This is a genomic window from Metaplanococcus flavidus (genome assembly GCF_042675885.1).
In the GTDB taxonomy this organism is placed as follows: Bacteria; Bacillota; Bacilli; order Bacillales_A; family Planococcaceae; genus Planococcus; species Planococcus flavidus.
In genome coordinates this window covers 85,774-110,792 of the sequence record NZ_JBHTKI010000002.1, presented here as the reverse complement: position 1 = coordinate 110,792, position 25,019 = coordinate 85,774, and the positions used below count along the sequence as shown (strand labels likewise).

Sequence of the window (25,019 nt, the reverse complement as noted above, 5' to 3'; positions counted from 1 at the left end):
ATGACGGTACATTATGAAGGTTATTTAAATGGAGAAGGCTTACGAATCGGCATAGTTGTCGGCCGGTTCAATGAATTTATTACAGGAAAATTATTAAGCGGAGCAGAAGATGCTTTGAAGCGCCACGGCGTCAATGAGGAAGACGTTTCAATCGCCTGGGTTCCCGGTGCATTCGAAATCCCGTTGGTCGCAAAAAAAATGGCTGTCAGCGGGAAATATGACGCCGTCATTACACTTGGAACAGTAATTCGCGGAGCAACTCCGCATTTTGATTTTGTGTGCAGCGAAGTGGCAAAAGGCGTTTCCCGTGCGAGTGATCAATCCGAGATTCCGGTAATTTTCGGTGTGCTGACAACGGATTCCATCGAGCAAGCCATTGAGCGTGCCGGAACAAAAGCTGGCAACAAAGGTTGGGAATCTGCAGCAGGTGCAATTGAAATGGCAAATCTGATGAAAAAACTGTAACTGAATTTAATCTAAAAAAAGCCCGGAATCCAGATTCCGGGCTTTTAGCTATTCTAATGTGTTGCCTTCTGCGGGAATCGGGTTGTTTTTCAACATACCCGCAAAATGATACGTATTATAGGCAAGACGCTCGATTGTTGACTTGGTAAAATCATTGTCTCTGCCGGCATCCATATAGGAATCACCAGGTCCCGCTTCGCCGACCCAATAGGCATCAACATTCGGCGGAATAGTGAAACCGATATGGGAAAGTCCGTAAAGAATGGAAGCGGCTGAATGCTTGGCTCCGTCTTCATTGCCGGTTACGATAGCTCCCCCGACCTTATTGTAGAAAACAGCCTGTCCTTTGTCATTGGTTTCACTGCTGCTGCCGTATAGACGTTCAATCGCCTGTGTGCATAGCGAGCTCTTTTCGCCGAGCCAAATGGGAGTGCCGATAATCAGGATGTCGGCTGCCATTACTTTTTCGTACACTTTCGGCCATTCATCGCCGTCCCCCATATCTGCCTGGACACCATAGGCAATATTATAATCCGCCAGTCTGACAATTTCCGATTCCACTCCGAGCTGATTAAAGTGTACTTTCACATCTTCCATGAAGCCTTCCGTATGGGAAGGTTCTGTCGTGCTTTTTAATGAAGTATTGAGAAATAAAGCTTTTAAGTTCTGCATTCGAACACTCCTTTTTTACTGATAATACTTGTTATTCCCTGTACACCAATTTTTACTCCTAGTGTTAAAATAGTTTGTAATGGATAGAACGATTATAATAAGGATAGATATCTTTAAGGGGGCGGCTGGATTTGGTGAAAAAGTTTGAAGATGAAGTAATGCAAACAATGAATAAGATGTTTGAAGATGAGATGAAGAAAGTTAACGATATGCTGGAACAGGATTTGCTGATTTCGTTGATCGGGGAAGTCAACGCAGGAAAATCCTCAACGGTGAATAAAATCATCGGGGAAGACATAGCGAGCACAAACCCTATGCCCGGCGAAACGGTCAGTGTCGATCCATACAATATGCATGGCCTTGAGAATATTAAATTCATGGACACACCGGGGCTGAATGATCCAAATGATGAAAATCCGAAAAAGACACTCGAATTCGTTCAGAAATCGGATGTTGTACTGTTTTTCCTGAACGCTGCGGGAACCGTATTTTCCGATAGTGAAAAGGAGAAATTCACCGCCATCGAAAAGAACAACAAGGACATCCTGATTGTCCTGAACAAAATCGATGCAGCTGAAAATATCCCTTCACTTATCCAATTCGTAAAAAATCATACGAATAACAAATACAAAGTGATTCCAATCTCCTCAAAGACAGGTGAAAACCTGGAAGATTTGAAACGGGAAATTCTTGTGATCCTTGAAAAAAAAGGTAAAGACCTGCTTTTTGCCAAAAGCATGAAAGAAAAGTCCTCCGCAGCTACAAGGTGGATTGTCGGTGCCGGTGTTTCCGCCGGAATTATCGGTGCATCACCGATTCCGGGATCGGACGTTGTGCCGCTGACATCCCTTCAAGTAGGTCTGATCATCAAGCTTTCGAAATTATACGATAAGCCATTAACCAAAAAAGCTGCGAAGGATATGATTGTCATCACGGCAACTCAGACAGTCGGCCACACGATTTACAGGCAGGCGCTGAAGTTCATTCCCGGAGCGGGCTCGGTCATTGGCGGCACAGTGGCCACAGCCATGACCGTCGCATTGGGCTATGGAGTGAAATATGCATACGAAAATAATATTGCCATTGATTATGACTTTATCGGTGAATTATTTGAAAAATATAAGATGAAGGCAAAAAAAGCTTGAAAACAGAGCCGCTCAAATAGGAGCGGCTTTTTTTTACTTGCTTAACGCACGACAGTGTTTTAACTTTATTACATAAAGGTGGAGGAGGTCTGGGATGCGTATTTTGGTTGTAGAAGATAATCCGAGCGTCAGTACGATGCTGGAATTGTTCTTTTCGAAAGAAGGGATTATTGGTGATTTTGCTTCGGATGGAATCGAGGGGTTCAATAAATATAAGCAGAATGACTATGATTTGCTGATCCTGGACTGGATGCTGCCGGGAATGGACGGCATAACCGTCTGCAGAAAGATCCGGGAACTGGGCGACCAGATTCCGATAATTATGCTGACGGCAAAAGACAGTGAATCGGATCAGGTCATCGGTTTTGAAATGGGCGCGGACGATTACGTGACGAAACCTTTCAGCCCGCTGACGCTGATGGCGCGGATAAAAGCGGTTACAAGAAGGTCCCATACAGCGGAGGTTGCGGATGACAGAATTCAAACAAGACATTTCCGGGTGGATAAAACAACCCGTGAAGTGATGAAGGACGGTTCCGTTGTCGATAATCTAACGCCGAAGGAATATGATCTGCTGGTGTTCCTGCTGCAGCACCCGAAACAGGTATTCAGCCGGGAACAGTTGCTGGAAAGAGTTTGGGGCTATCAGTTTTATGGGGATGAGCGAACCGTTGATGTCCACATCAAACGGATTCGAAAAAAAATAACCGGCGGTGACCAGTATTTCCACACCGTTTGGGGAGTTGGCTATAAATTTGAAGAACAGGCGGATTAATTATTTTTATCAATTGATGGGCAGTCATCTCAGCATTCTGCTGATATCTTTTCTGATCCTCAGTCTCCTTTTTGTTCGTTATGTCGAAGATTTCGCGTATCAGGATAAAGCGGATGAGCTGGAGAGTTTTGGGCAGCAAATCTTAAGGGATCTGGAAGGGCCGCGTCCGGCAGCCAATCTTGAGCAATATGTCTCTATACTGCAGGCACAGAATATAAACTTTATCGTCTTTGACCAGCAAAGCCGCATCCTATATCCGATATCGGAAGCTTTCCCGCCTGTTGAATTGACTGCGGAAGAATGGAATCTGATTGAACGGGGCGAAACAGTGGTCGTCAACCGGGACGTAGAACGTTTTGAAAATACGGTAACATTTGTTGCCCTGCCGTATGTTGAAGGCAATCAGCTGGCGGGAGGCGTGCTGCTGGCTTCCCCCGTCAGCGGCACAAGCGAGATGATCTCTGAATTGAACCGGACCTTGCTGACAGCCATGCTGGCAGCTCTGGCGATTGCGCTTCTGCTGAGTTATCTGTTGTCCAAAAGGCATGTCAGCCGGCTGCAGAAAATGCGGAAAGCGACAGCAATGGTCAGCGAAGGAAATTATAATGTGGAGCTTCCTGAAGCCGGGTATGATGAATTTGGTGATCTTGCGAAAGATTTTAATGCAATGACTGCCAAACTGCAGGAATCCAATGAAGAAATCGATCGCCTCGAAAATCGGCGACGCCAATTCATGGCTGATGTTTCTCATGAAATGAGAACGCCTTTGACAACAATTGCCGGGGTAATTGAAGGTCTGCGCAGCGATATGATCGAAGAAGAACAGCGGGAACGGGGTATTCGCCTTGTCAGTGAGGAAACAAAAAGGCTGATGCGGCTGGTCAATGAAAATTTGGATTATGAAAAAATCCGATCCAATCAGGTGACTTTGCTGAAGGAAACAGTGGAAACGCAGGAATTGCTGGAAATCATTCAGGAGCAAATGGAATTTCTGGCTGCGGAAAAAGGCAATACGATTCTGATTAATGCGCCCGAAGGCCAAAAAGTTTTTGTGGATATGGACCGAATCATACAAGTCCTAACGAATATCGTGAAAAACAGTATCCAGTTTACAGAGAACGGGGAAATCCGTCTGAGTGCATTCTCAGAACCCGGCTACACCCTCATTGAAGTGGAAGACACGGGCACAGGCATCGACGTGGAGGAAATAGATTTGATCTGGCGCCGTTTCTTCAAATCCGATGTCTCGCGTGGCAGCGGCCAATTCGGGCTAGGGCTGTCGATCGTCAAACAATTAGTGGAACTTCATGGCGGCGAAATCCGCGTGGAGAGTGAAAAGGGCAAAGGAACAAAATTCGTTATCCGGCTCCCTGATGAAAAATGACACAGAAGCGATTGCCGCTTTTGTGTTTTTTTTTTGCTTTCTTTAAAGATTTAAAGTTTCTATGATATTTAATTCTTCGGTCATAGTTTATTCATAATTCCCTGATATTCTTTATTTAACAGCAAAACGGATTGCCTTTATGGGAGCCGGTTGCTCGAAAATAGAAGAAAACTCAAAAATCAGGAGGCAATTAAAATGGGTTATTATAATTCAACAGAACCGAAGAAAAAGAATAAAAGCAATTTTGCGTCAGGCTTCACGGGGATTTTGGCAGGGGCGGTCCTTGTCGGCGTAGTACTGCCGGGCTTCACAGACACTGAGCAGGGAATGGTTGAGCAAACGCAGCAAACGGAGAACGTCAGTGGACTGGAAAACGCTTCGTCAGTCTTCACTTCAGACGTGACGGAAGTTGTGGATGCCACTTCTGAATCAGTTGTCGGAGTATCGAACTTACAAAGTGGGCAGCAAAGTTCATTCAGCCAGAATAATACCAATGACCTTCAGCCTGCAGGTGCCGGATCAGGCGTCATCTATAAAAAAACAGGTGATTTTGCTTACATCGTCACAAACAACCATGTTGTTGAAGGCGCTGAACAAGTAAAAGTCACATTGTCTGATGGAACTGAAATTGATGCAGAAGTTCTTGGCACAGACGCGCTGACAGACTTGGCAGTATTGAAAACAGCTTCTGCCGACATCAAAGATGTCATTGAATTCGGAGATTCTTCGGTCTTGCAAGCGGGAGAACCAGTCATCGCTATCGGTAACCCACTGGGACTTCAATTTTCAGGATCCGTAACTACCGGAGTAATTTCAGGGACTGAACGTTCGATCCCGGTAGACATTAACAAAGATGGAACAGCAGACTGGGAGGCAGAAGTACTGCAGACTGATGCTGCCATCAATCCAGGAAACAGCGGAGGAGCTTTGATCAACAGCCAAGGTCAATTAATCGGGATTAACTCGATGAAGATTGCTCAGGATGCAGTCGAAGGCATCGGCTTGGCGATTCCAATCAATTCAGCTATTCCAATCATCGAAGATTTGGAAACAGAAGGTGAAGTTGAAAGACCTGCACTTGGCGTATCCATTTTGGACCTGCAAAGTGTACCGGCTCCAATTCGGCAAAGTGAATTGAACTTACCGGCTGAATTGGAAAAAGGTGTTGTAGTCGAATCAGTTGCCAAAGAGTCGGGTGCAGAAGCTGCCGGCCTGCAGCAAAGTGACGTCATTGTCGAAATAGACGGAGATGCAATCGATTCGATGCTTGACCTGCGCCAATATCTGTATACAAAAGCGGAAGTGGGCGATACTTTGAAAGTCCAATTTTATCGCGGAGCAGAATTAATGGAAGCAGAAGTTAAGTTAACAGAAGGAATGTAAACAAATATTATATTTATCAAAAAAGCTCTCCTTTTCAAAGGAGAGCTTTTTTTGGTCTATAAATATTATTGTCGAAAAAGTTGTCAGTCCATCAAACCGAATAAATCAAAACCGATTCCTAAACCAAGGATGATCAGTACAATAACGACGAAGATGGCTACCCCGACTTTGATTTTATTCATTTCTTTTACTTTTGGTGCTTCCAATCCTTCTTTTTTTTCAGGTGGACGGTCCAGGTTGTCTGTGCTGTCTCTCATATATTCTTCGCGTTCCTGTGGTTCATTCTGGTTTATATCATTTTGATTTTGTGGATCATTCTGATTTTTATCATTCACAATTTATGCCTCCTCGTTCTTAATGGTTATTTTCTATATACCCGAGGAAGGAAGGGTTTAATCAAAATACTTCTCTTCCTGCTCGAGCTCGCGACGGGTTAGGGCTTTCGCCAGTTCTCTGCCAAAGAGCTCGGATGAATGGGGATCGCGCCCTGTCAGTATACGATCATTTGCCCAAACAGCGTATTGATCCTGGTCTTCGGCTTTTGAGTAATTGGCAATTCTGCTCAATTCGTCTTCCAGGCTGAAAGGAAGCAAGCCCTGGACCTCTTCCGGTTCCTTGTCATTCGGGTAGCCGGTCACATCAAGGCCTTCCAGCAAAGGGCGCCCTTCCCTGGTTTTCGTATAGACAAGCGGAGCGGGGCCGTGGCAAACTGCGGAAACGATGCCGCCGAGTTCATAAACGATATTGATCATGTTATGAAGTTCTTCACTATGTGCCAAATCGAACATTGCTCCGTGTCCGCCTACGATGAAAATAGCGTCATAATCACTCGCTTTGACATCGACAAGCGGCGTGGTTTTATCGGCGATTCCCGATTCATATAATTTTTTATATTCTCCGTCAGGATCATAATCTTCTGAAAGGCTGATTGGATCGACAACCGGTTTGCCGCCGAGCAATGTTGCCAAACCGACCGTATGCCCTTCCTTTTCCAACTCCATGACTGGAGAGAATAATTCTTCCGCCCACCATCCTGTTACGTAATTATTCTCTTCATCTGTGTATCCACCTGAAAGAACGGCTAAAACTTTTGCCATGCTGTTTTCCTCCTTGCGAATTGGATTATCTATTTGTTCATTTACCCTTCAACGCAATACTGAAACACTTCTTCAAGAAGTCCCACTTATACCAATTGGATTAAAAATGGAGAGGGGAAAATATATTCCAGTCATTTTTATATCCTAATATCAAATAACTATGTTTTATTCACTCTTATCGGGGTATTCAAACAATGTATGTAAAATTTTTGAAGGAGGAGGCCGTGATGACTGATAAACAGAACGAGCGTAATCTCGATCCGGAAAGAATGGAACAAAACGAAGACGATGATTCATCGGACAAAAAAGATTTTAATGAAGGGGGAAACCCCTCGGACTACGATGGCGGACAGCCGCAAGACAGTAAACACGACAGCGATGGCCGCATAAAAAATGGAGAAGAATATGCAAGGCGTCAGGAAGGCAAGGATGAAATTGAAGACAATTCTTTTAATGAAGGCGGAAATGCCTCAGATTATGATGGCGGACATCCTAAAGATAGTTCCAGTGATAGTGGAGGAAAAATTAATTCCGACAAAAACTAAAAACTGATGGGAGAGTGCTAATATGTTTTTCCACAAAAAAGAGCTTCAGTACCATGCTAAACCGGATGCTCCGGATCCGGTCTTCGCGAAAAAACTCCAGGAAGTATTAGGTGGCCAGTATGGTGAGATGTCGATTTTCCTGCAATATTTATTCCAGGGATGGAATACACGAGGAAATGAAAAATATAAAGATCTTCTGCTGGATATTGGTACCGAAGAAATAGGACATGTAGAAATGCTTGCTACTATGATCGCACGTCTACTTGAAGGTGCACCAGTGTATGAACAGGAAAAAGCGGCGAGCGATCCGGTTATTGGAGCAATTTTAGGGGGAATGAACCCTCAGCATGCTATTGTTACCGGACTTGGAGCGGCGCCTAAAGACAGCATGGGGTTCCCTTGGAACGGCAACTATATCATTGCGAGCGGAAATTTACTCGCTGACTTCCGGGCAAACTTAAATGCTGAATCTCAAGGCCGTTTGCAAGTAGCACGTCTTTATAGCCTGACTGATGATAAAGGCGTTAAAGACATGCTGTCCTTCCTGATTGCCCGCGATACGATGCACCAGAACCAGTGGATTGCTTCCATCAGAGATTTGGAATCCAAAGAAGGAGTAATCGTTCCTTCAACTGTCCCGCCTGAATGGGAAGCTACAGAGTTTTCACATACCCTTTACAATAATTCAGAAGGCGAAGAAAGTTCGCAATTGCCATGGGTGGGCCAAACAGCTCCTGATGGACATCAATTCAAATATGAGCAGCCAAAAGCATTTGGTGAGCGGCCGATACTGAAACCGGCACCGCCTCAAGCTCATGACTCTTTGCCAGGAGAAGATAAGAAATAAATGACGGAGCCTCTTTTGCGGAAGAGGCTTCTTTTAATGGGGGATGAAAAGGAAGGTGAACGGAATGTGGATGATGACACAGACATGGCGTGATCTTTTGTTTCTCCATTGGCCGGTTGACCCGGCAAAAATCCGGTATTATGTTCCGGCAGAACTGGAGTTGGATCTTTACGATAATCAGGCATGGGTCGGTATTGTCCTTTTTAAAGCCAAGGGAACCAGACCACGATTTTTACCTCCGATACCGGGATCCGCTAATTTCCTTGAAGTGAATGTCAGGACTTATGTCAAATATAAAAATAGGAGCGGCGTCTATTTCTTCAGTTTGGATGCAGACAGCAAAATGGCAGTTGAAATTGCGTCTTTCGCAAATTTTTTGCCTTATCGGAAAGCGAAGATGGCATTAAGAAAGAAACCGAACAAAATTTTGTTTAAGAGCCGGACGGTTGAAAAAGCGATGCCATCAGAAAAAATCTCTCTGAAATACAGTATCTCAGAAGAACAAGCGGTATCGACCAATTTGGAACAATGGCTGACCGAACGCTATTGTCTCTGGACAAAGCCTGGCCAGCATTTACTGCGGCTGGATATAGAACATGATTCGTGGAAGCTGAAATACATTAAAGGAAGAATCATTGAAAATACAATGGCGCCATATCTCGGTATTAACTTTTCCAATAAAAGTCCGATGGCTCATTATGCAGATATGAAAAATGTCAGTTTTTATCCGCCCATAATCGAAAAATAATCCCTGGAGCTTGAGTTCCAGGGATATCGCTTTTCTTAAGATTGTCTTGGTTCATCATGCTGTGTGGTATGAGACGTTTCTTTTTGTCCCCAGACACGCTTCGTCAAGTAAATATGAAAGAACCACTCGCCTGCCGCAACAACAATTGCAGTGTAAAGAGCAGGCATAATCAGAGAGAAACCAGGATTTTCAATGAGCCACATTCCCAACAGCCAAACCAGCAGGAAAACGAGAACAAAGTCTCCGCCTGTCGCCACTTTATTGGAAGTCTTCGGATAGATGATCAAATCCCCGCCGAATCCAAGCACTGTAATAACGATACTCAAGATGAACATGTCAAAAAGTCCAACTCCGTAAACCAGTCCCAGAATAACGAAAATAACCGAAAAAACCATGGCAAACTTCATCAGAAAAGCCTCAATATATTTCATCTGAATTACCTCCCGGATTATATTTATAGTTATTTGCTGTATACCCGATTTTATTCAGCAGAAGCCTGGAATTGAGAGGAAATGAAAAAATAAAAACCTCATCACGAGGGTTTTTATCCAGGCTGTCGAGAAACTGTCCAGTTCTCAAATTATTTCGCTTTAGACGGACACTTCACTCGGGTTCAAGGTAAAATCGGAATACTTGTTTCTTGAAACTGGCTTAAAAGTGGATGTTTTTAGAAAAAGCAATCTGAGATATGGAGCAAAACAGCGAAGACGCCCAGGGGACCAAGCGAAGTGCTGAGATCCACTCGGGCGAAGTGAAACGAGACCGAGTTAGCTCAGCGCAAGCCCCCAGGCAAGCGAAGCTGTTTTGCGGAATATCGGTTTTCATTTTTACTTTCTCAACAAGCTGAATAAAAACCCTCATCACGAGGGTTTTTATCCATTAAGAGCTGATATAATCTCCGCCATTTACGTGAATAGCCTGGCCGGTAACATAAGTGGAATCTTTGGACGCCAAATATACATAAGCTGGCGCAAGTTCAGCAGGTTGCCCGCGGCGTTCCATCGGCGTGTCTCCGCCGTGCTCACCCACTTTTTCCGAACCGAAAGTTGAAGGGATCAGCGGTGTCCAGATTGGGCCTGGGGCAACCGAATTGACCCGGATGCCAGAGTCGATCAGATTTTCAGACAACGAACGGGTGAACGCTGTAATGGCGCCTTTTGTCGCCGAATAATCAATCAGGGAAGAAGAGCCGCGATAAGCAGTGACCGATGAAGTGTTGATAATTGAGTCACCTTTTTTCATATGCGGAATTGCAGCCTGAGTCAAATAAAACATGGAGAAAATATTCGTTTCGAATGTTTCCATTAATTGCTCCTGAGAAATATTCAGGAAATCATCCTGTGGAAATTGTTTGCCGGCATTATTGACCAGCACATTCAATTGACCAAATTCCCCAATGACATCCACAATCAGCTGATTGCAGTTTTCGACTTTACTAAGGTCAGTGGCGAATTTCACACAATTGCTGCCGTATGACTCAACGACTTTCATGGTTTCCTCGGCATCTTCATGTTCATCCAGATAGGCGATCGCAACATTGGCACCTTCCTTCGCGAATGCTACAGCCACAGCCCGTCCGATGCCGCTGTCGCCGCCTGTGATTAATGCAGTCTTACCTTTCAGCTTTTCTGCACCTTTATAATCTTTGTCGTCGTAAATCGGTTCGGGATCCATGTTTTTTTCGAATCCCGGCTGGCGTTCCTGCTCCTGGGGGTCAATTGCTTCGTCAATTTTCTCGTATTTGTCTTCAGCCATAATATCTCCTCCTGAGTAATAGATAATTCCATAACTTTCCTATTCCCGATAGTGTCTCAGCTAAACGTGGGAGAAGCCGTCATTGTCTTGCTGATTTCCTTCTGAAAACCCAGAATATCCCAATAAAGATTGCGAGGATACTTGTGATTAAGGAAGGGACAAAAAACGGGGGACGATAGGAAAAGATAATACGATTTTCACCTTCTTCAATCGGGACACCGACAAAAGCATAGTTTGCTTTTAAGACGTCTGTTTTAACGCCATTTACAGTAGCGCTCCAGCCGAGTTCGTAAGGAATGACGGCGGATAAATATTCATCCCTTTGATCATTATCGTAAAGAATCTCCACTTTGCTGCCATCGATTTTTAAATCTTGCACACCGGAAGTTTCTGCTGCTTCCCGGTTGAGTGCCTCGTAATCCTCTTCAAACAATTGAAGTTCCGTCAAAAAATAACGCCCTTCAGGCAAGCGGATACGCACTTTTTCCTGGGAAGGTACACGCAGCGTCAGGTCATCCACATAAGTTTTATAAACGGAATCGTTTGATTTTCGTGAAGTGACATAGTCATTGACTGACAGATCGAAACCTTCGTCAGCTGCTGTATTTACAAGTTTGAAAGAAACGTAGAGGTCGCCGGGACCGTCTGTTGGATCTGCCCACACGAGATCAATGCCGCCTGTTTCACCAGTGACTTCCAAAACCCCATCCTCATAACGTGCCATCTTTTCTTCGATGGTGAACTTTGACGTAATATCTCCCGTCACTTGAATCGGACTTCCTTCTTCTTCTGTATCAAGCACAATGCCATTCAGCATGGCGTGTTCACGTGCAAGGGGAGGGTGCATGGTCAATTTGTCTTCCTGATATACCTCCGTTGCCCCTCTGGCGAATGGAAGCACATTTTCATTTTCATATACCAGATAGTTTTCAGAAGCAAGAATTTCAGTGAAGCCATAAGGAATATTCGTATCATCGGTGGAGCGGATAATATATTTACCGCGCACCAGGCTGAAGAGATTCGCACGGTTGCCGAGCGTCGCGTAGCGGCTGACACTTTCGCGCTGCATATCAATTTCCAGATCGTATAAATAAAAATAGAGAAGATTTTGATTCAATATACTCGAATATGCACTAAGCCCCTGAAAATCCTGGACAATCGGTGTATTATTGCGGACACCCTGCATCCATTCAATCCGGTACATCCCATCGTTTTCTCGGGCATGGATTTCTTCCAGCAAGCGATTGATTTCAGGATCGTCATAGTCTTCACCCGTAATCAATTCTTTATTGACCTCCCAAACATCTCCCATCTCCAGAATTTTTTCGGACTGGTAAAAATTTGCGAAGACGATCAGCCACACAATGAGAACGCCGCCAATGATTTTTGGGCCCATGTTTTCGCTGAAATGGAGGGCTGCCCAAACAGCAGTGGTTGTAGCCAACAGGCTGACAATGACCAAGCCTGTTTCGACCCAGTCGAATTCGAAAGCCGGATCCAATAGCGCATAGATGGCGTAGATGAAACCGGTCAGCGCTGCCGTAATGAAAAAGCCGCGCTGTGACATTTTGGACAGCATGCCCAATCCACTGGCTATCGCTCCTCCTGCTGCAAATGAAATAAAATATTCCCAGCGGTATTGCGGAGCGGAAAAGCCGTTAAAGATGCTGCTGACAAGTGGACTCAAATGCATGAGCACTCCGGCAATTCCTATTAATGCAAATAAGCGGAATGTTTTATTGCGGTAAAAACGGAAAGTGAACAGGAACAGCACAAACAGCGCCGGCAAAATGATGTAACGGCTTGAGTAAAGAATATTGTCAATAGGCTCGAAAATTGGGATATCCTGCTGAAAAGGGGGGCGATGGTTATTCAGGTAGGCATAAACTGCCGGTATGAAACTTACAGCGCCGATTCCGAAACCGATAACTCCGGCTGTCAGGAAAGTAATGATTTTTTTCTTTCTGTCCTTTTCCGCGTCAGTCAGCGGAATGAAAAGCCGGAACAGAATATAGATGCCGACCAGCAGGAAATTGATATAGGCAAAATAGAAATTATCGAAAAACGAAATGGACACAGCGAGCAGAAACCAGCCCGGTTTTTGTTCCCTCAGAATTTTCTCGGTGCCTAGCACAAGCAATGGAAGCCATAAAAATGCATCGGCAAAAAATTCCCAGTATACGGTATGACGGAAATACATTCCGGATATCGCATACACAGAAGCTCCAATCAATGATGGCCAGTAAGGGATTTTCGTGTAGATGAAAACGCGGGCGGTGATGAACAGTACAAGGCTCATGCGTAGGGCGCTGATAAACACTGCGGCGTTGGCCCAGAACAGGACATCAGGCGCATCGATCAGCCCGGTCATTTCCAAAAACCAGACAAAAGGAATAGTCAACAGAAATACGATGGAAGTTGAAAAATAATAAGCCAGTTCGCTGAAAGTGCCGGCCCCCAACCCGAAATCGAAGGAATAGAAAAATTCCCCGTTTGTATATTGTTCATACAGAAGATGTTTGAATGGCATCATTTGTGACAAGCCATCGTTGATGCCAGCCATATACTGCCCTTGTGTCCATTGATAGAGGAACACCCCGTGTGCAAGGATGGCCAGCGCAAAGCTGAAAGCCAACAGCACCCAGGATGGATATTTTTTTACCATGAATTCACCGACTTTTTCTTATTTCTGTCTTACGGGATCTTTCATAATTTTACTGGAAACGACGAAAGTGATGGGAACTGTGAAAATCACCGCGGCAAATGGCGCAATGTTACTGTTTAACTTCAGGTACTCGACAAATATGAAAATCAGGATAGTCGAAACCGTCATGTTGACAACTTGGGTAAGAGGGAAATATAAGTACTTTTTTAAAGTGGGTTTTACTCTGTAAGTTACGTAAGTGTTCAGGAAAAACGACACATTGAGGCTGATGAGAAAGCCGATAATATGAGCAATCATATAGGGCAGTGAAAACAGGTTGTGAAGGATCAAGTAGATCGAATAATAGCTCAGGGTATTGATGACACCGACAAAAAGGAAGCGTGTAAACTCGGTATTCAGCGATTTAAGACTCATCATATTCATCCACATTGCTGATATCGACCAGAAAATTTGGCCGGCGTTTTGTTTCATTATATATGCGGCCGATGTATTCCCCGAGTACACCGAGGCTGATCAGCTGAATGCCGCCGAGCACCAATATGGCCGTAATTGTCGTGAAGTAACCTGGTGCGGTGACGCCCCGTTGTGAAATCTCGTAAAAGGTGTAGGCGATGTAGGCGAGCGAAAGGAACAAAACGATAAAGCCCGTGTAGAAACAAATCCGCAATGGTTTTGTGTTAAACGAAATGATGCCATCGATGCCGTAATTGATAAGGCTTGCGAACGACCATTTGGAAGAGCCGCCTTCTCGGAGAACATTGTCATAGCAAATGGTCATCTTGCTCAGCCCGATCCACGAAAACAAACCTTTGGAAAATCGGTTGTTTTCGCTGAGCAGCAGCAGAGAGTCAATCGCCTTTCTGCTTATCAACCGGAAATCGCCTTCGCCATCAGCAAGATCGACATCCGTAATCGAATTGATCAATTTATAATAGAAACCAGACAAGAATGTGCGCACTTTAGGATCGCCTGTCCGAGTTCGTTTGGCAACAACCTGGTGATACCCTTCTTCGAAACCTTGCAGCATTTTTGAAATGAGTATCGGCGGATGCTGGAGATCACTGTCCATCAGGATAGCGGCATCTCCCCTCACTCTTTTCAGTCCTGCAAGAATCGCAGCTTCCTTTCCGAAATTTCTGGTGAAGGAAATATACTTCACGTAATTATATTGTTCAGCAAGTTTTAATATTTCTTTTAATGTGCCGTCACGGCTGCCGTCGTTGATAAATAATATTTCGTATCTATAAGGAACTGCTTCGAGTTCCTGTACTAATTCTTCATGGATGGAAGAGATATTTTCTTGTTCGTTGTAAGCTGGAACCATAATTGATATCAACTTCATGTTTGAACTCTCCTCTGTAATAATGGATGAAAAATATCCCCTTGCGATATATACCCGGAACGCAGAAAAAATATGTGCAAAATAGAATGGGGTTTTGAAGATTTGGCGTCTTTTGAACTATAAAATATAAACCTTCTTTGAAACTTTATCAACATTGGCGCGTATACAATAAGAGATGCTGGAAAATGGTGAGCCAAATTCTTTTTTCAGAAAATTCCGCTTAAATTGATTGACACAGAATTTGGAAGATGCTAGGTTTAAGCTTGGAAAGAGTGCGCATCTTTACAGGCCACCCGACCCTTAGAATTGAAATTTTCCGCATATACAAATAGTATTAACTATAGAATACATAAAGATGAATGGAGAGTGTTAAGAGTGGGTATCAATTTAGTAAAAGGTCAGAAGATTGATTTGACAAAAGGACGTTCATCTCTATCAAGCATCATGGTCGGACTTGGATGGGATCCTATAGAAACGAAGAAAAGCGGCGGCTTCCTAAGTGCGCTTCTTGGCGGCGGTGGAGGCGGTTCCGACATTGACTGTGACGCATCTGTCATCATGCTTGATGAAAACGGAAAACTCGCCGGCAAAGAAAACCTGATTTATTTTGGAAACAAACAAAGCCGTGATGGCAGTGTTGTTCATTCCGGTGACAACCTTACCGGTGAAGGAGAAGGCGATGATGAAACCATCAATATCGATCTGAAGCGCATTTCACCATCGATTCATCGTTTGATTTTTGTAGTGAACATCTATAACGCCAAGCAGAAAAAACAGGATTTCGGGATGATTGAAAATGCCTTTATCCGTTTGGTGGACAATCAGTCCAAAGAAGAACTCGTTCATTATAACCTGACAGAAAATTACTCCGGTAAAACTTCTCTTATTCCTGGCGAATTATACCGCCAGGGCAGTGAATGGAAATTCTCGGCAGTAGGGGAAAGCACGACAGATTCTGATATTGGTTCAATTGCCAATAAATATGCTTAAGGAGTGTTTGTAAATGGCGATCAATTTATCTAAAGGACAAAAAGTCGATTTGACAAAAAGCAATCCGGGCTTGTCCAAAGTAGTCGTTGGACTGGGCTGGGATACGAATAAATATGACGGTGGACAGGACTTCGACCTCGATTCATCGGTATTCCTTCTGGATGCAAATGGCAAAGCCGCATCAGAAGCTGACTTTGTCTTCTATAATAATACAAAAGGCGCTGGCGGGGCTGTGGAACATACAGGCGATAACCGCACAGGCGAAGGAGAAGGGGATGATGAGCAGGTGAAAGTTGATCTTTCTGCCATTCCTTCTTCAATTGAAAAAGTGAGTTTTGCGATAACCATCCACGATGGTGAAACGAGATCGCAAAATTTCGGGCAGGTTAACAATTCATATGTTCGCATCCTTAATGAAGATACGAATGAAGAATTGATCCGCTATGACTTGGGAGAAGACTTCTCTATTGAAACAGCAATCGTTGTGGGGGAGTTATATCGACACGGCAGCGAATGGAAATTCAATGCAATCGGCAGCGGCTATCAAGGCGGCCTCGGTTCACTGGTCAAGGATTTTGGACTCGACAGCTAATCTGGCAAGTTGAAAAAGCAAGGGGCTGGGCTCCTTGCTTTTTTCTCCATTAAGATGGGAAATAAATAAGTATAAATGAATTTAATTTTAGTCTATACTAACCGATATTCCGCAAAACAGCTACGCTTGCCTGGGGGCTCGTACTGAGCTAACTCGGGCTCGTTCCACTTCGCCCGAGTGGATCTCAGCACTTCGCCCGAGTGGATCTCAGCACTTCGCTTGGCCCCCTGGGCGTCTTCGCTGTTTTGCTCCATATCTTGGAGATTTTTCTTCAATAAAGTTAATTACCCAGCGATGGCGCGGCTCAAGGAGCAGGCGAATGCCGACGAAGCAAAGACGAGTGGTATTCTCGGCTTATTGCGGGAGCTAAGGTGCGCCATGAACTTGTGGCGCCTCCTTTGCGACGAGCAGTGCGCAGGAGCATAATCTTCGCACTGTCCAAAGCGCCGAAGCGACTTATGAATACTATTTCATTTACTCAACCAAGAAGCTTTAATTTAATTGTGCCGGGAGGAATTCATATTGAGACATTTCAACGCCTTGAGTAAGTCTGAGTTAAAAACACTTTTTAAACGTCCCCCGGCAGAATTTAATCGAGATACGGAACGGGAAATGCTTGGGTTGGCGTTGGGTGCCGCACTCTATACACCTGGCTCAAGGCCTGATTTCGCAGCTAAGATTATAGCCGGAAGTTATCGGCGGGACACATTTTCCGGCTTGGCGACTCTAATGGTTTGCCTGGAAGACGCTGTGGCTGACACCGAATTGGCGTCCGCTGAAGCAAATGTCGTTTCTCAACTCAAAGAACTCGAATTGGCTTCTGGGTCAGATGCCAAAGAAAGTCCGTTGCTGTTCCTGCGCATCCGAAACGCCGTCCAATTGGATAAGCTGACGCAATTGGCGGGCAGTGCACTCGGTGTGCTGACTGGAATTGTGCTGCCCAAGGTGCAGGCTGGCGATTTGGAGTCTTTTTTCTCAGCTCTTGACCGTGCCAGCGAAAGTGCGGGAAGAATGTTATATGCATTGCCGCTTCTTGAAACAGAAGAAGTCTTATTTGCTGAAACGCGTGAACAGGCACTCACGGAAATTTACAGTAAATTACGCGAGGAAAAAAACAGGATTTTAACGATAAGGGTTGGAGCCACTGATTTTTCCAGCCTTTACGGCTTAAGACGACCGGTGGAGCGGACAATATACGATGTGCATTTGATCAGGGATTGCCTGATTTCGATTCTGAATAAATTTACAAAAGCGGAAGACGGGTTTATTGTTTCCGGTCCTGTTTATGAATATTTTTCATCCGAGACGGACGGCTGGCTGACATCAAAACCGGAAAAAGTGCTATGGGAAGAAGTGCAGTTGGATGTTCTGAACGGCTTTAAAGGGAAGACCTGTATTCATCCTTCCCAAATAGCGATTGTGAATGCGGGGCATATCATTTCACATGAAACCTATGAAGATGCCATGCTGATTTTGGCGAAGAGTGATACATTCAACGGAATTCTGCAAAGTCCGCAGCGCAATAAAATGAATGAAGTAAAACCGCACCTGAGCTGGGCGAAAAAAGTTGCTGCTCAAGCGGAAATATATGGGGTGCTGAATGAACACTACAAACCGATCGACGTCCTCAATCATTTGCGAGCGAAGCAACTTGCAAACCAGGTATAAATATTGGGATAAAATGGATATCGAAGTTTCTGTAAATGCCAGTTATGGAAATTTGCCGATGGAGTCTTTATTCTCCATGGCACTTCGAGTGAATAAAAAAAGGCAGTTTTTGTTTGTCAGCAAGCTGATTGCCAAGCATTTGGCGGTTCATCCGGCGCTCGCTCTCGGAACAGGCAGCTTGCTTGCTTCCTTATTAATGGAGGAATCCGGTCTTTCGCCAATTCCTCAAAATCAGCAAATTGCAGAGATGATCCAATCGGGGAATGTCTGTCTTCAAACCAGCCGGGCCTCCCTGGCTCATAGAACAACTTTGCCGCAGCGCACGGTTTTTATTGGCATGGCGGAAACCGCAACGGGCCTCGGCCATGCAGTTTTCCATCATTTCGATGAAGCGGCCTATATCCATACAACTCGTGAAGAAATTGTCGGGGCCTCTCCCGCTTTCGTGTTTGAAGAAGAGCATTCTCATGCTACTTCCCACAAAGTTTTTGCTCCTGCCGGCATGCTGGAAGATGCGGAAACGATTGTTTTGATCGATGATGAAATTTCAACAGGAAATACTTTGTTGAACTTAATTAATGCGCTGAACACGCAATTCCCTGGCAAAAATTACATATCGCTCTCCATTCTTGATTGGCGCAATGAAAGCCAAAAACAGAAACTCGAGGAAATGGCTCAGGCGAAAGAGTTGAACATCGATGTTTTAGCATTGCTTGCCGGAGAATTTGAGTTGAACTACAGTGAATCTCCGGAAGAAGGAGAAATGCATAGTTTGCTTGGAACCGGAAATAAGTTGCCTGCCCGGTCATCGGAAATCGCAGCGATTGAATTGCGTTCTGCTACCGGCCAGTGCTACCTTCCGTTTACGGGTCGATTTGGACTGACAAGCAGCAGGCATTCCGAAATAGAAGGATGGGCAGAAAAAGCGGCAGGAAGTGTAACTTCCAGCCAGAAACCGCTGGTTATCGGGATTGGGGAAAATATGTATCTACCCCTTCGATTCGCTTTGGCACTAGGCGGTGACGCTTTGGTCCAGACCACCACAAGAAGCCCCATTTTCGCAGCCGATGAACAAGGCTATCCGATTAAAGATAAAGTCCGCTTTGAATTGCCTGATGCTGAGGGGATCAATCAATTCCTGTATAATATAAGTAGAGTGGATGTTGATCGTATATACCTTTTAGCGGAGTCGGTTGTCGATGAAGCGAGTTGGCAGCCCTTGATCTCTTATCTGGAGCAAAAAGCTCCGGTCGAATGGCTTTCGCTGACAGATAAATTATAAAAGGGGTGGCCTATGATTACTGCAGGTTTAGTGAAAACAAGCTATCCGGAAGAAGACATCACATTTTTATTGAAGGATGTCACAGACGAATTTGAAGAAAGTTCACTTGAAGAACGTGAGAAAGCTGTACAGACGGGCGGACATTACGCAGAGCGGCTTCCTGTCGAATATCGTCCATCTGAAGAATACACAAAACTTTATCACCAGTCGGTGGAGCAGACAAAAGAGCAATTGAGCCATTTGGTCGGAATTGTGGCTAGAAGAATCCAAATGAATGCCGGAACCGACAATATCGTATTGGTATCGCTGGCTCGTGCCGGCAGTCCTATCGGTATCCTGATCAAGCGTTATGCCGAAAGAATGCTGAAGATGAACTGGCCGCATTACAGCGTATCGATTCTGCGTGATAAAGGTATAGATGAAAAAGCGATTCAATCGATACGCAACGCCCACCCGGACAGCCGAATCCAATTTATCGACGGCTGGACCGGAAAAGGGGCGATCCAAAAAGAGCTGACAAAATCGCTCGAGCTTTTCAACCGCAAATATGCCACGGATCTTAACGATGATATGGCGGTTCTTGCAGATCCGGGAGCATGTGCAGTCCTCTTCGGTACACGGGAAGATTTTCTGATTCCCAGTGCCTGCCTGAACTCCACCGTTTCAGGTCTTGTGAGCCGCACGATTCTGAACGACCGTTTTATCAAAGAGGACGATTACCACGGCGCGAAATTTTATGGTGATTTAATAGAAGAAGATCTTTCCAATGATTTTGTCGATCAGGTAACAGACTGTTTTGCCGAAACAAGCAAAGCCTCAGAAGAGGAGGCTTACAACACACCGGTTACTGCTGAGCGCACATGGGAAGGCATGAAAGAAGTCGAGGAGATCGGCCACAGCATGTACAGCGAAGCAGATTACCATCTGGTGAAACCGGGAGTGGGCGAAACTACGCGTGTGCTGCTTCGGAGAAATCCTTGGAAAGTGCTGGTGCGAGATGCGGAGCATCCGGATGTGAAGCACATTTTGATTCTCGCTGAAGAAAAAGGGGTGCCGGTCGAAGAGGTGCCGGATTTATTCTACCGGTCAATCGGGTTGATCAAATCGGGGAAAGAAATATGACAGTCCTATTTGCAAGTGACCTCGACCAGACATTGATCTATTCACGAAATTCCATGGGTATTGAAGTGAAAGCGGAAGAATTGATCGAAGTTGAACGTTTTGAAGGCAAACCGCAATCCTTTATGACCGAACAAAGCCAATCTGCGTTGTGGGAGTTGGAGCCGAATACTGTTTTTGTGCCGGTGACGACGAGAACGCGTGAGCAATATGAACGTGTGACAGGCATTTATGAAGGCAGTGAGCCGCCTCAATTCGCCATAATTTCCAACGGGGCCGTCATCCTTGAAAACGGCGAGCCCATCAAGGAATGGTCGACTGATATTCGCCGGCGCTGCGTCGATGAAAAGACGGTCATCGAAGAGCTGTTGCCTGTCATTCAGCAGTATTTCAATGAAGATTGGGTGTTGCGTGTCAGACAGGCGGAAGATTGGTTTGTTTACCTGATTGTCGATCGGGAAAAGTTCCCGGAAGAAAAAATCGGATTCTATACAAAAATTTTCCGGAAAATTGGATGGGGGATGTCGCTGCAGGGCAGAAAGCTTTATTTCATGCCTGAGAGCATCACTAAAGCGGCAGCGATGGAATATGTGCGGGATCGCATCAAGGCGGATTATGTGATTGCCGCGGGAGATTCCTTGCTCGACCTCGATTTGCTGGAAAGCGCAGATGCGGGATTGCTTGCGGCTCATGGCGAAGCTGTTCGGGCCGATGCTGAAGTTTCCGACCATATTATTGTAACCGAAGAACAAGGGATAAAAGCAGGCGAGGAAATATTGGCGAAAGTCGCGGATCTTTCCCTGCAAAGCAAATAGCAAGGGGGGATACCCATGGTTCAATTGCATCCGGTCCGTGTCAGAACATGGGATCCGGAAAATCTTGGTGAATGGCTGAATAAGCCGCTCATCAAACATTCGGAAACAAAAGTGGAAGAAGAATCCATCACCTATCCGCAGCTTCTCGGTGAATTTACCGGAATTCCGCTGGATGAGGATGATTATTTTGCTTCCATTTATGAAACGATGGAACAGGCAGAAGGCCGGCTGATTCGTTTATCAGGCAAAATGAACAAACATATTGAACAGGACCGACTGAAAGCGCTTCAGGATCTATTTGAAATGAATAAAAAAGAAAATGGATTATCGGCAAGCCGAATTGTCGCTTTCCTGGATGGCAAAGGATTATTGCCCCGCTTGAAAGACGCCGATTTGAACCGTCGTCTCCGTGTTGTGATGATCGACGTGCTGAAAGCCTTTCAGGAGCAATCCGGCGGCAGCACGGTTCAGTCATCCTTCAGGAGAGTAGCGACAGATCTCGTAAAATGGAATTTTAATCACATCGAGCCGGAACTGCTGAAATTGAATCTTGAAAAAGGCTTGCCCGGATTTCTGTGGTATGGCGATTCTTCAGAAAGTGAAAAATGGTTTCTGAAGCTGGCGGCTGCCTATGGCTTTCATATTGTCGTCTATGATCCGGCCGGAGAAAAATGGTTAGGGAAATTGGTTGGTGAAGAAAATATTCACAGCCACAGTTTTCAAGTAACGGCCGACAAGCCGCCGCTCTTTCCGGAAGAAAAACCGAAACGTGTAGGAACAGTCGCTTACCGCGCAACGCAGGAAGTGGACCGGTTGCTGCATCATGATGATTCGGGCCTTTACAAGCCGTTTCAGTTTAAAGGATATGTCACCCATTCGATCCGCTTGAAAACAACGATTGATGAGGCTTTTATGTTGGCGAAAGAACGTGCCATGGTGAGACCGTCATTTTTAGTGGAGCGAGGGGTCGTCCATATCCCAGTCGTCTTTGCCAAAGTGATGGGCATCGAAAAGGACCGGAAACGGTTCTGGGATAATGTCCATAAACTGACGGAACGTGAAGACACAAAATTGGTGCGAAGTTTTCCTTTTATCGATGAACGCAAAGGCAATCAGCAATTTCATTACCGGGCCGCACTGGACAATAAAGGGAAATTGGATCCCGAAAAGATGAAAACAGCCAATTGGTGGCGATACAGCAAATTGCCGGATGGTGTCCAGACGGCTATTGGCGCGGCCATTGCGCGGCATGTGGAAAAGCCGATCCTTTTGCCTCAAAGCGGCGAATCGTTCGAAGATTTGCAGCTTTACGCCTTCTCCCAGTCGATGGCCCTGCCGGATGCAGTCATCCAATTGATCCAATTATTTGATTATCCGCAGTTTGTACCGACTTTATTGTTCTATAATGAAGAGAAGGACGGAGAGTTGAGCCGTGCGGATGCCAATACCATTGCACTGGCGCACAGTTTTGGACTTGATAATATCATCATCAATCCACAAGGGCATCAGGATATCGAGCGTTGGATCGATACAGAAGCTTTTGATGTGCACTGGCTGGATGAGCGCAGTTTCAACGAACCGTTTCAGGAGCCGTCAGTTGTTCGGAAATTCCTAGGAAGATGGATGTAACTAAAAAAGGAGGGGTAATGATGAATACGATGCCAGATCAGATCGAACAGCAGGAATTGGTCATGAAAGACGAAAATCAATTGAAAGTGCAATTGAAAAAAGATCCGCAAGTGTTGCAATTGGCTTCAAAAATCGATCCGAAAAACCAGATTGAATTACTGGAATTCGGTCGCGAGCCCGCAAACGAGATTTCCGCGTTTACAGGGAAGGTCCTGAATTCTGTCCAGGCCAACAGCATGGAAGAATCCAGTGAGCTACTGAAACAGCTCGGCAGAATCATGGATAAATTTGATAAAAAAGATTTTGTGGAGAAAAAAGGCTTTCTGAACAAAATCTTCAATAAAGGCAATAAGATGATCGAACAGCTCTTCAATAAATACCAGACGATGGGTACGGAAATTGATAAAGTGTATGTCGAGATTACCAAATACGAGTCGGAAATGAAAAAATCGACGACGACATTGGAAAACCTTTACGATCAGAATTTCCAGTATTTCATGGAGTTGGAGAAATATATTGCAGCAGGTGACATCAAAGTCGAGGAATTGAAAGCGATGGAGCCTGAAGTGAAAAAGAAAGCGGAGTCCGGCGATCAGATGGCATTGATGGAATTGAATTCCCTGCAGAATGCCATTGAACTTCTGGAACAGCGTGTCTATGACCTTGAAATGGCAAAACAGGTTTCTTATCAGGCTGCGCCGCAAATCCGTATGCTGCAGCGCGGTAATACGAAACTGATCGGAAAAATCAACTCAGCATTTGTAACGACGATTCCGATTTTTAAAACCGGGTTGATCAACGCGATTGCGGCGAAGCGCCAGAATCTGGTGGCTGAGTCAATGAGTGAACTTGATCGCCGCACCAATGAAATGCTATTGAACAATGCCAATGATATATCCCGCCAATCGGTTGATATCGCACGGATGTCCGGCCAGCCGAGCATCAAGATTGAAACGATTGAGCAAACATGGGAGACTATTATGCAGGGCATGAACGATACACGTGCCATTGAAGATGAAAACCGCAAGATGCGGGAAGAAGGACGCTTGCGCATCGAAGAATTGCAGAAGAAATATGAAGATACCCAAAGAAAATAAACTTATCGGAGGAGATTATTAATGTCAACAATCAACCTGTCAAAAGGCCAAAAAATCGACTTAACAAAAACAAATCCGGGATTAACAAAAGTAACAGTAGGCTTGGGCTGGGATACAAATAAATACAGCGGCGGAGGAGATTTCGACCTTGACGCTTCTGTGTTTCTGGTAGGCGAAAACGGCAAATCCCGCGGACCGGAAGATTTTATCTTCTACAATAACCTCGTCGGAGGCAACGGTTCTGTCACCCATACAGGCGATAACCTGACGGGTGAAGGTGAAGGAGACGACGAGCAAGTGATTGTCGATTTGCCGAATGTACCAGCAGATCTTCACAAAGTCGTGTTTACGGTGACGATTCATGAAGCGGAGAGCCGTGGACAAAACTTTGGCCAGGTTTCAAATGCATTTATCCGCATTCTGAACGAAAGCAATAATGAAGAAATCCTGCGCTATGACCTGGGGGAAGATTTCTCCATCGAAACGGCACTCGTAGTCGGTGAATTATACCGCCACGGCGCTGAATGGAAATTCAATGCAATCGGCAGCGGTTACCAGGGCGGCCTTGCTGCATTGGTCAACGATTTCGGTTTGGCATAAATATTATAATGACCGTTCCTCTTCGGAGGGACGGTTTTTTGCTTTGTATAATAAAAGAAATTGAAAGCAATTGAAACCGCCAGTGGCAAGTGTTCGAGAGGAATGAAAACGGTTACTGAAATAACTGAATAATAAGATTTTATTGACAATTTATTATTGACTGTATATGATTGATTAAATTCCAATATAGTCAATTATAATGATGGAGATAAGATTCGGGCACAGCAAGCTCCAGAGAGCTGATGGATGGTGGGAATCAGCGCTTGCGACCCGGATCAGCACTCCTGAATAGATGGACTGAAATACAGTAGGTTCTTCCGTTTCGTGCGCGTTATGCATCTGACCAATGAGGCTGCAATTCTGCAGTGAATTAGGGTGGTACCGCGAACCGAAGGCTCTTCGCC

Annotated in this window: 25 protein-coding genes and 1 other annotated feature (1 of these 26 running past the window's edge); of the genes, 17 read left to right on the top strand and 8 right to left on the bottom strand. The window is 45.0% G+C overall.

What is annotated here, in order from left to right; all coding sequences use genetic code 11:
• Positions 1-465: a 6,7-dimethyl-8-ribityllumazine synthase gene (gene ribH / locus ACFQ1X_RS00930; protein WP_379080961.1), complete on the top strand. Its 465-nt coding sequence runs from the start codon at positions 1-3 to the stop codon at positions 463-465.
• Between the two features lie 48 nt (positions 466-513).
• Here ribH and ACFQ1X_RS00925 read toward each other — a convergent pair whose 3' ends face one another.
• A complete protein-coding gene (locus tag ACFQ1X_RS00925) occupies positions 514-1,137 on the bottom strand; it encodes a flavodoxin family protein (RefSeq protein WP_144840563.1) in 624 nt (207 codons plus the stop codon).
• Positions 1,138-1,268: 131 nt separating this feature from the next.
• Here ACFQ1X_RS00925 and ACFQ1X_RS00920 point away from each other — a divergent pair, with 131 nt between their 5' ends.
• The 4 genes from ACFQ1X_RS00920 to ACFQ1X_RS00905 all read left to right on the top strand — a co-directional run bounded on the left by ACFQ1X_RS00920 (position 1,269) and on the right by ACFQ1X_RS00905 (position 5,824).
• Positions 1,269-2,282 (top strand): GTPase, encoded by a 1,014-nt coding sequence (locus ACFQ1X_RS00920; protein ID WP_379080958.1) that lies wholly within the window; start codon positions 1,269-1,271, stop codon positions 2,280-2,282.
• 94 nt (positions 2,283-2,376) lie between these two features.
• Entirely contained in the window at positions 2,377-3,057 is a 681-nt protein-coding gene (locus ACFQ1X_RS00915) for a response regulator transcription factor (RefSeq protein WP_144840564.1), read from the top strand.
• Positions 3,038-4,441 (top strand): ATP-binding protein, encoded by a 1,404-nt coding sequence (locus ACFQ1X_RS00910; RefSeq protein ID WP_379080955.1) that lies wholly within the window; start codon positions 3,038-3,040, stop codon positions 4,439-4,441. The genes ACFQ1X_RS00915 and ACFQ1X_RS00910 overlap by 20 nt, the downstream gene beginning before the upstream one ends.
• 195 nt (positions 4,442-4,636) lie before the next feature.
• Positions 4,637-5,824 (top strand): S1C family serine protease, encoded by a 1,188-nt coding sequence (locus ACFQ1X_RS00905; protein ID WP_144840565.1) that lies wholly within the window; start codon positions 4,637-4,639, stop codon positions 5,822-5,824.
• Between the two features lie 83 nt (positions 5,825-5,907).
• Here ACFQ1X_RS00905 and ACFQ1X_RS00900 read toward each other — a convergent pair whose 3' ends face one another.
• Both ACFQ1X_RS00900 and ACFQ1X_RS00895 read right to left on the bottom strand, forming a co-directional pair.
• Positions 5,908-6,159, bottom strand: coding sequence for a hypothetical protein (locus ACFQ1X_RS00900; protein ID WP_144840566.1), 252 nt, complete (start codon positions 6,157-6,159; stop codon positions 5,908-5,910).
• 57 nt (positions 6,160-6,216) lie between these two features.
• A complete protein-coding gene (locus tag ACFQ1X_RS00895; RefSeq protein WP_144840567.1) occupies positions 6,217-6,921 on the bottom strand; it encodes a type 1 glutamine amidotransferase domain-containing protein in 705 nt (234 codons plus the stop codon).
• Between the two features lie 227 nt (positions 6,922-7,148).
• Between ACFQ1X_RS00895 and ACFQ1X_RS00890 the strand changes: the two genes are divergently transcribed.
• The 3 genes from ACFQ1X_RS00890 (at position 7,149) to ACFQ1X_RS00880 (ending at position 9,061) form a co-directional block, all read left to right on the top strand.
• Positions 7,149-7,466, top strand: coding sequence for a hypothetical protein (locus ACFQ1X_RS00890; RefSeq protein WP_144840568.1), 318 nt, complete (start codon positions 7,149-7,151; stop codon positions 7,464-7,466).
• Positions 7,467-7,488: 22 nt separating this feature from the next.
• Positions 7,489-8,313: a manganese catalase family protein gene (locus ACFQ1X_RS00885; RefSeq protein WP_144840569.1), complete on the top strand. Its 825-nt coding sequence runs from the start codon at positions 7,489-7,491 to the stop codon at positions 8,311-8,313.
• Between the two features lie 64 nt (positions 8,314-8,377).
• The gene (locus tag ACFQ1X_RS00880) at positions 8,378-9,061 is read left to right on the top strand and encodes a YqjF family protein (protein WP_379080950.1); all 684 of its coding nucleotides are present in this window, start codon (positions 8,378-8,380) and stop codon (positions 9,059-9,061) included.
• A 35-nt stretch (positions 9,062-9,096) separates the two neighbouring features.
• Here ACFQ1X_RS00880 and ACFQ1X_RS00875 read toward each other — a convergent pair whose 3' ends face one another.
• The 5 genes from ACFQ1X_RS00875 to ACFQ1X_RS00855 all read right to left on the bottom strand — a co-directional run bounded on the left by ACFQ1X_RS00875 (position 9,097) and on the right by ACFQ1X_RS00855 (position 14,823).
• Positions 9,097-9,492: a DUF2512 family protein gene (locus ACFQ1X_RS00875; RefSeq protein WP_144840571.1), complete on the bottom strand. Its 396-nt coding sequence runs from the start codon at positions 9,490-9,492 to the stop codon at positions 9,097-9,099.
• A 448-nt stretch (positions 9,493-9,940) separates the two neighbouring features.
• Positions 9,941-10,816, bottom strand: a complete 876-nt coding sequence (locus ACFQ1X_RS00870; protein ID WP_144840572.1) for an SDR family oxidoreductase — start codon at positions 10,814-10,816, stop codon at positions 9,941-9,943.
• A gap of 79 nt (positions 10,817-10,895) precedes the next feature.
• Positions 10,896-13,481, bottom strand: a complete 2,586-nt coding sequence (locus ACFQ1X_RS00865) for a YfhO family protein (protein ID WP_144840573.1) — start codon at positions 13,479-13,481, stop codon at positions 10,896-10,898.
• A gap of 18 nt (positions 13,482-13,499) precedes the next feature.
• A complete protein-coding gene (locus ACFQ1X_RS00860; protein ID WP_144840582.1) occupies positions 13,500-13,895 on the bottom strand; it encodes a GtrA family protein in 396 nt (131 codons plus the stop codon).
• Positions 13,885-14,823 (bottom strand): glycosyltransferase family 2 protein, encoded by a 939-nt coding sequence (locus tag ACFQ1X_RS00855; protein WP_144840574.1) that lies wholly within the window; start codon positions 14,821-14,823, stop codon positions 13,885-13,887. The genes ACFQ1X_RS00860 and ACFQ1X_RS00855 overlap by 11 nt, the downstream gene beginning before the upstream one ends.
• A 375-nt stretch (positions 14,824-15,198) precedes the next feature.
• Between ACFQ1X_RS00855 and ACFQ1X_RS00850 the strand changes: the two genes are divergently transcribed.
• The 9 genes from ACFQ1X_RS00850 (at position 15,199) to ACFQ1X_RS00810 (ending at position 24,615) form a co-directional block, all read left to right on the top strand.
• A complete protein-coding gene (locus tag ACFQ1X_RS00850; RefSeq protein ID WP_144840575.1) occupies positions 15,199-15,813 on the top strand; it encodes a TerD family protein in 615 nt (204 codons plus the stop codon).
• Between the two features lie 13 nt (positions 15,814-15,826).
• Positions 15,827-16,405 (top strand): TerD family protein, encoded by a 579-nt coding sequence (locus tag ACFQ1X_RS00845; protein WP_144840576.1) that lies wholly within the window; start codon positions 15,827-15,829, stop codon positions 16,403-16,405.
• Positions 16,406-16,927: 522 nt separating this feature from the next.
• Positions 16,928-18,073: an HpcH/HpaI aldolase/citrate lyase family protein gene (locus ACFQ1X_RS00840; RefSeq protein ID WP_144840583.1), complete on the top strand. Its 1,146-nt coding sequence runs from the start codon at positions 16,928-16,930 to the stop codon at positions 18,071-18,073.
• A complete protein-coding gene (locus ACFQ1X_RS00835) occupies positions 18,006-19,355 on the top strand; it encodes a phosphoribosyltransferase family protein (RefSeq protein WP_144840584.1) in 1,350 nt (449 codons plus the stop codon). The genes ACFQ1X_RS00840 and ACFQ1X_RS00835 overlap by 68 nt, the downstream gene beginning before the upstream one ends.
• Before the next feature lie 12 nt (positions 19,356-19,367).
• Entirely contained in the window at positions 19,368-20,477 is a 1,110-nt protein-coding gene (locus tag ACFQ1X_RS00830) for a cysteine protease StiP family protein (protein ID WP_144840585.1), read from the top strand.
• Positions 20,474-21,289, top strand: a complete 816-nt coding sequence (locus ACFQ1X_RS00825) for an HAD hydrolase family protein (RefSeq protein WP_144840586.1) — start codon at positions 20,474-20,476, stop codon at positions 21,287-21,289. The genes ACFQ1X_RS00830 and ACFQ1X_RS00825 overlap by 4 nt, the downstream gene beginning before the upstream one ends.
• A 15-nt stretch (positions 21,290-21,304) precedes the next feature.
• A complete protein-coding gene (locus tag ACFQ1X_RS00820; RefSeq protein ID WP_144840587.1) occupies positions 21,305-22,918 on the top strand; it encodes a YceG family protein in 1,614 nt (537 codons plus the stop codon).
• Between the two features lie 20 nt (positions 22,919-22,938).
• Positions 22,939-24,015 carry a toxic anion resistance protein gene (locus ACFQ1X_RS00815; protein ID WP_144840588.1) on the top strand — a complete coding sequence of 359 codons (1,077 nt, stop codon included), beginning with the start codon at positions 22,939-22,941 and terminating at the stop codon, positions 24,013-24,015.
• A gap of 21 nt (positions 24,016-24,036) precedes the next feature.
• A complete protein-coding gene (locus ACFQ1X_RS00810) occupies positions 24,037-24,615 on the top strand; it encodes a TerD family protein (protein ID WP_144840589.1) in 579 nt (192 codons plus the stop codon).
• A 190-nt stretch (positions 24,616-24,805) separates the two neighbouring features.
• Positions 24,806-25,019, top strand: a binding site (T-box leader) (it continues 6 nt past the right edge of the window).

Bases quoted from the DNA above. Each gene is read 5' to 3' on its own strand.
- ACFQ1X_RS00890 (WP_144840568.1), top strand. From the start codon at position 7,149: ATGACTGATAAACAGAACGAGCGTAATCTCGATCCGGAAAGAATGGAA.
- ACFQ1X_RS00830 (WP_144840585.1), top strand. From the start codon at position 19,368: ATGATTACTGCAGGTTTAGTGAAAACAAGCTATCCGGAAGAAGACATC.
- ACFQ1X_RS00870 (WP_144840572.1), bottom strand. From the start codon at position 10,816: ATGGCTGAAGACAAATACGAGAAAATTGACGAAGCAATTGACCCCCAG.
- ACFQ1X_RS00810 (WP_144840589.1), top strand. From the start codon at position 24,037: ATGTCAACAATCAACCTGTCAAAAGGCCAAAAAATCGACTTAACAAAA.
- ACFQ1X_RS00925 (WP_144840563.1), bottom strand. From the start codon at position 1,137: ATGCAGAACTTAAAAGCTTTATTTCTCAATACTTCATTAAAAAGCACG.
- ACFQ1X_RS00835 (WP_144840584.1), top strand. From the start codon at position 18,006: ATGAACACTACAAACCGATCGACGTCCTCAATCATTTGCGAGCGAAGC.
- ACFQ1X_RS00895 (WP_144840567.1), bottom strand. From the start codon at position 6,921: ATGGCAAAAGTTTTAGCCGTTCTTTCAGGTGGATACACAGATGAAGAG.
- ACFQ1X_RS00905 (WP_144840565.1), top strand. From the start codon at position 4,637: ATGGGTTATTATAATTCAACAGAACCGAAGAAAAAGAATAAAAGCAAT.
- ACFQ1X_RS00875 (WP_144840571.1), bottom strand. From the start codon at position 9,492: ATGAAATATATTGAGGCTTTTCTGATGAAGTTTGCCATGGTTTTTTCG.
- ACFQ1X_RS00860 (WP_144840582.1), bottom strand. From the start codon at position 13,895: ATGAGTCTTAAATCGCTGAATACCGAGTTTACACGCTTCCTTTTTGTC.
- ACFQ1X_RS00825 (WP_144840586.1), top strand. From the start codon at position 20,474: ATGACAGTCCTATTTGCAAGTGACCTCGACCAGACATTGATCTATTCA.
- ACFQ1X_RS00845 (WP_144840576.1), top strand. From the start codon at position 15,827: ATGGCGATCAATTTATCTAAAGGACAAAAAGTCGATTTGACAAAAAGC.
- ACFQ1X_RS00820 (WP_144840587.1), top strand. From the start codon at position 21,305: ATGGTTCAATTGCATCCGGTCCGTGTCAGAACATGGGATCCGGAAAAT.
- ribH (WP_379080961.1), top strand. From the start codon at position 1: ATGACGGTACATTATGAAGGTTATTTAAATGGAGAAGGCTTACGAATC.
- ACFQ1X_RS00880 (WP_379080950.1), top strand. From the start codon at position 8,378: ATGTGGATGATGACACAGACATGGCGTGATCTTTTGTTTCTCCATTGG.
- ACFQ1X_RS00855 (WP_144840574.1), bottom strand. From the start codon at position 14,823: ATGAAGTTGATATCAATTATGGTTCCAGCTTACAACGAACAAGAAAAT.
- ACFQ1X_RS00885 (WP_144840569.1), top strand. From the start codon at position 7,489: ATGTTTTTCCACAAAAAAGAGCTTCAGTACCATGCTAAACCGGATGCT.
- ACFQ1X_RS00915 (WP_144840564.1), top strand. From the start codon at position 2,377: ATGCGTATTTTGGTTGTAGAAGATAATCCGAGCGTCAGTACGATGCTG.
- ACFQ1X_RS00815 (WP_144840588.1), top strand. From the start codon at position 22,939: ATGAATACGATGCCAGATCAGATCGAACAGCAGGAATTGGTCATGAAA.
- ACFQ1X_RS00865 (WP_144840573.1), bottom strand. From the start codon at position 13,481: ATGGTAAAAAAATATCCATCCTGGGTGCTGTTGGCTTTCAGCTTTGCG.